The sequence below is a fragment of the Pseudomonas sp. GW823-FHT06B06 genome, from assembly GCF_058795195.1.
Genome location: NZ_JBXAHO010000021.1, coordinates 20,276 through 25,272, shown reverse-complemented (window position 1 = coordinate 25,272; position 4,997 = coordinate 20,276). Strand labels below are relative to the sequence as shown.

Below are 4,997 nucleotides of genomic sequence, written 5' to 3'. Positions count from 1 at the left end.
TTCTCAGCATCCGGATCAGTAGGCAGGAAGCACAAAGGCACGTCGTCCCTATGAAACGAATGCAAAGCGGAAAAATTAGCGAATGAGAACAACGATCAGGAAGGAAAAACATTGTGGGAACGAGCCTGCTCGCGAATGCGTTCGATCATTCAACATTGATGTTGGCTGACCCATCGCTTTCGCGAGCAGGCTCGCTCCCACGGGGAATGGGGTGAAGTTTGAGATGGGGTTAACCCACGGCGGCCATGGCATGCCGCCGATGATGAACCTCGAGCTGATCCTTGATCACCTTGAGCACCTTGGCTTCATGCTCATGGATAAAGAAATGCCCACCCGCGAGCATGTCCACGGAAAAGCTGCCGTGGGTTTCGTTGCGCCAGCCGATCAACTGCTCGCTGGTGGCGCGGTCGGCCTTACCACCGAGTACGTGCACCGGGCAGTTGAGCAACGGCCGTTGCAGCGGCTCGTAGCGCCCGCACAATTGGAAGTCGGCGCGCAGGATCGGCAGTGTCAGGCTCATCAGCTCCTGGTTGGCCAGCACTTCTTCGCGGGTACCGTTGAGTGTGCGCAGTTGCTCGATCAATTCGGCATCGGTCTTGGGCTCGGCAAAGCCACGGTCGTAATCGGCACGCAGGGTCGGCGCAGCCGTGCCCGAGGCAAACAGCGCAACCGGTTCCGGGCAGCCGAGCGAGCGAAATACATAGGCCATTTCACACGCAAGCAACGCGCCGAGGCTATGGCCGAACAAGGCATATGGCGCCTTGAGGATGGCTTTTTGTTCCTGCGCCAGTTGCAGCGCCAGAGGGCGCATGTCGGTATGCAAGGGTTCGCCGAAGCGCGCCCCCCGCCCCGGCAGCTCCACCGGTTGCAACTTGATCCACTCCGGCAGCTTGCGCCGCCAGCGGCTATAGACCATGGCGCTCGCGCCCGAATAGGGCAGGCACAGCAATGTCAGCGGGGTCACCGGGCTTTCCTCGAAAGTTGTCTGTAAGAGAACGGACGAGCGCCCCGGGGAATTAGTCGGAGGCCCCCCTGTAGGAGCGAGCATGCTCGCGACGGAGGAGCAAGCCCCCGGGGTGTCAGTTAGCCAGCGTTTTCGTTGAGGTCCATCGCGAGCATGCTCGCTCCTACAATCGCGGAACCGAGGACGACAACCCCCGCCGCAATCGCCAGCCAAAATCCGCTGCGCGCCCCGAACGCATCCACCATCCACCCCGACCCCGCCGCACCGATCGCCACGCCGATGCTCAACCCGGTCACCAGCCAGGTCAGGCCTTCAGTGAGTTTGGCCGGCGGCACGATCTGCTCCACCAGAGCCATGGCGACAATCAGGGTCGGCGCAAAAAACAGCCCGGCGACAAACACCGCCAGCGACAACCCGAGAATGTTCACCGCCAGCAGCAACGGCAATGTCGTTACCGCCGTCGCAACGCCGCAATAAAGAAACAGGCGCCGCAGCGGCACTGTCGAACGTAACGCGCCGAACGCCAATCCGGCCAGGCACGAACCGATCGCATACACCGACAACACGATACTCGCCGCGGCCGGCTGGCCCTGCTGTTGGGCAAAGGCCACGCTGACCACATCCACCACCCCAACGATAATGCCCATGGCGACCATCAGTAGCATCAACCACTGAATCTCGCGGGAGCGAATGATCGAGCCTTTATGGTGTTCCTCATGGGCATGCACTGGCGGCTCGGTGCTGCGTTGCAACACGAAAGCCGTAACCCCGATCGCCAGCATCAGCAAGGCCGCCAACGGCCCGGCCTCGGGGAACGCCACCACGCATAACCCCACCGACAGCGGTGGCCCGACGATAAAGCAGACTTCGTCCAGCACCGACTCCAGGGCATAGGCCGTTTGCAGTTGCGGCTGGCCGCGATACAACTCGGTCCAACGCGCCCGGACCATCGCCGACATGCTCGGCATGCAGCCGGCGATCGCGGCGAACACAAACAACGTCCAGTTCGGCGCCTGCAAACGGGTGCAGAGCAATACCAGCAACAATGCGCCGCCCCCGATCAGCGCCGATACCGGCAGGATCCGGCGCTGGCCGAACCGATCCACCAGCCGCGACACCTGCGGCGCACAAAATGCCGTGGCCAGGGCAAAGGTCGCCGCCACCGCCCCGGCCAGGCCATAGCCGCCCTGCAACTGCGACAGCATGGTGATCAGGCCGATGCCGGTCATGGAAATCGGCATGCGCGCGATCATCCCGGCCAGCACGAAAGCTCGGGCGCCGGGGGCATTGAACAGTTCGCGGTAGGGGTTTGCCATGGGGGCCAGCCTCGATTAGGGCCTGCAAGTTGCCACAAGGCTGGTAGCTGGGAAAGGGCCGAATTGTTGGTTGAATGTGAAGCCCCCTTCGCGAGCAGGCTCGCTCCCACATTTGACCTGTGCACACCGTCCATTGTGGGAGCGGGCTTGCTCGCGAAGGGGCCGGCAAAGCCACCTCACTGCTCCAGACTAATGAACTCTCCACCGCTCAAACCAGTCAGCTATTAAGGTCCTCGATGTAACCCGGAGCCCCGCGCCAATGCCCGACCATCACCCCGAACGACAAAGCCCCATCGACGCCCACGGCATCATCGGCGACATGCGCAGCGCCGCGCTGGTCAATGACAAGGGCAGCGTGGATTTTTTCTGCTGGCCGGAATTCGACAGCCCGTCTATTTTCTGTTCGCTGCTGGACACGCCCGAGGCCGGTATTTTCCAGCTGTCCCCGGACTTGCCGGATGCTCGCCGCGAGCAAATCTACCTGCCCGATACCAACGTGCTGCAAACCCGCTGGCTCAGTGATCAAGCCGTAGTGGAAATCACCGACCTGTTGCCGATCGGCGACACCGAAGACAACCTGCCACTGCTGATGCGTCGGGTTCGGGTGGTCAGCGGCCAAGCGACGTTTCACCTGCACTGCGCCGTGCGCCACGACTACGCGCGAGCCCACACCCTCGCCCGCCTGGATCAACAGGACGTAATCTTCGAAGCCACCGACCAGCCGTCCCTGCGCCTGGCGGCGGATCAGCCATTGCGCATTGACGGGCAGGCAGCCGTCGCCGATTTCACCCTCAAGCAGGACCAGACCGCGGAGTTCCTGCTGGGTGCCGTTGACGATCCGCGCTTCAAGGAAGGGGCGACAACGCTATGCCTGGAACGCACGCTGAAGTTCTGGCGCGACTGGATCGGCCTCTCCAACTACCGCGGCCGCTGGCGGGAAATGGTCAACCGCTCGGCCCTGGCGATGAAGCTTTTGACCTCGCGCAAACACGGCGCGATCCTCGCCGCGGCGACCTTTGGCCTACCTGAAACCCTCGGCGGAGAACGCAACTGGGATTACCGCTACACCTGGATCCGCGACGCATCCTTCACCGTCTATGCCTTCATGCGCCTGGGCTTCACCGAAGAGGCCAACGCCTATATGCGCTGGTTGCGCGGGCGGGTCAGCGACTGTCGCGGCAAACCGATGAAACTCAATATCCTGTATGGCATCGACGGCCGACAGGAACTGCCGGAAATCGAACTCTCGCACCTGTCCGGCCACGGCGGCGCCACTCCCGTGCGCATCGGCAACCTGGCGTATGCGCAGGTCCAGCTGGATATCTTCGGCGAACTGCTGGACGCGGTGTACCTGGTCAACAAATACGGCGAAGCCATTTCCCACGAAGGCTGGAAGCACACCGTGGAAGTCGTCGATCAAGTGTGCGAAACCTGGCAGCAGGAGGACGTCGGCATCTGGGAAATGCGCGGCGAACAGCACCACTTCCTGCACTCGCGACTGATGTGCTGGGTCGCCTTGGACCGGGCGATCCGTCTCGCCTCGAAACGCTCGTTGCCCGCGCCATTCGCCCGCTGGGACCAGACACGCCAGGATATCTACACAGACATCTGGCAAAACTTCTGGAACGACGAACGCGGGCACTTCGTGCAGCACATCGGCGGCACCGGTCTCGACGGCGCGATGCTGCTGATGCCGCTGGTGCGTTTCGTCAGCGCCAAGGACCCGCGCTGGCTCGCGACCCTTGAGGCCATCGAGAAAAACCTGGTGCGCGACGGCATGGTCTACCGCTACCACAATGACGATCAACACATCGACGGCCTGCCCGGTACCGAAGGCGCATTCGCCGCCTGTTCATTCTGGTACGTCGAATGCCTGGCCCGGGCCGGCCACGTGGAAAAGGCCCATCTGGAGTTCGAGCAACTGTTGCGCTACGCCAACCCGCTGGGACTGTACGCCGAAGAATTCGACAGCCGGGGACGGCACATGGGCAACACGCCACAGGCCCTGACGCACCTGGCGTTGATCAGCGCGGCGTGTTTTCTGGATCGCAAGCTCAGCGGCGAGAAGGGTTTTTGGCAGCCTTGAATACTACCTGTAGGAGCCAGACATGCCGGTAAAGGCGTCCTTGAAATTGCTTTCGCCGGCAAGCCTGGCTCCTACAGATCCGACGTCCGGCAACGGTTTTGTGTAGGCCGGCGTCCGACATTTTTTAAACAAAACACCCGGAAATACCTTGTTGCCAGGCGCTACAACCCCACCTAACATCCCCAATCAACGGGCACAGCGGAGCTGTCCAACAAAACCCGAATTCAAGGAAAAAGAATGTCCCAACGCATCCACCGCAGCATCGACCTCCCCCTTCGAACCGGCCTGAACCGAAACGAACTGTGGGAAGCCCACGACAAGGGCCTGATCAAATGCTGGGAAGTCGGCCGCCAGCGCGCTGCCCGCTTCCCCGACCTCGCCCAGCAATGCCTGGCCGGCGAACTGCCAGTGCTGGGCTGGAAAGGTGGCGTCAATCGCAGCCTGAAGAAGCTGGAGAAATACGGCTCCCTCAAATACCTCGCCCAATGGCAGGGCTTGCGCGGGGAAGATCTGGATGTGGATCTGGGCGAAGAGCGCGTGCTGACCTGTTCACGCACGAAAATGGTCGTGATGTTTACACCGGATCGGACCAAGTATTTCAACCAGATAGCGGAAACGAATGAGTGATCAA

Annotated in this window: 4 protein-coding genes; 2 read left to right on the top strand and 2 right to left on the bottom strand. The window is 61.7% G+C overall.

Annotated elements, in window-relative coordinates; genetic code table 11:
• Positions 1-229 precede the first annotated feature (229 nt).
• Both AC1Q8Q_RS19480 and AC1Q8Q_RS19475 read right to left on the bottom strand, forming a co-directional pair.
• Complete coding sequence (locus AC1Q8Q_RS19480) at positions 230-964, bottom strand: thioesterase II family protein (RefSeq protein ID WP_083349545.1); 735 nt, start codon at positions 962-964, stop codon at positions 230-232.
• Positions 965-1,083: 119 nt separating this feature from the next.
• Complete coding sequence (locus AC1Q8Q_RS19475; RefSeq protein WP_492615386.1) at positions 1,084-2,280, bottom strand: MFS transporter; 1,197 nt, start codon at positions 2,278-2,280, stop codon at positions 1,084-1,086.
• Between the two features lie 259 nt (positions 2,281-2,539).
• On the opposite strand from AC1Q8Q_RS19475, the gene AC1Q8Q_RS19470 reads away from it, so the two are divergent.
• Positions 2,540-4,366 carry a glycoside hydrolase family 15 protein gene (locus tag AC1Q8Q_RS19470; RefSeq protein WP_020795709.1) on the top strand — a complete coding sequence of 609 codons (1,827 nt, stop codon included), beginning with the start codon at positions 2,540-2,542 and terminating at the stop codon, positions 4,364-4,366.
• 237 nt (positions 4,367-4,603) lie between these two features.
• Positions 4,604-4,993: a hypothetical protein gene (locus AC1Q8Q_RS19465; protein WP_033042971.1), complete on the top strand. Its 390-nt coding sequence runs from the start codon at positions 4,604-4,606 to the stop codon at positions 4,991-4,993.
• Positions 4,994-4,997: the final 4 nt, after the last annotated feature.

Coding starts and splice junctions, on each gene's coding strand:
- AC1Q8Q_RS19475 (WP_492615386.1), bottom strand. CDS start 2,280: ATGGCAAACCCCTACCGCGAACTGTTCAATGCCCCCGGCGCCCGAGCT.
- AC1Q8Q_RS19470 (WP_020795709.1), top strand. CDS start 2,540: ATGCCCGACCATCACCCCGAACGACAAAGCCCCATCGACGCCCACGGC.
- AC1Q8Q_RS19465 (WP_033042971.1), top strand. CDS start 4,604: ATGTCCCAACGCATCCACCGCAGCATCGACCTCCCCCTTCGAACCGGC.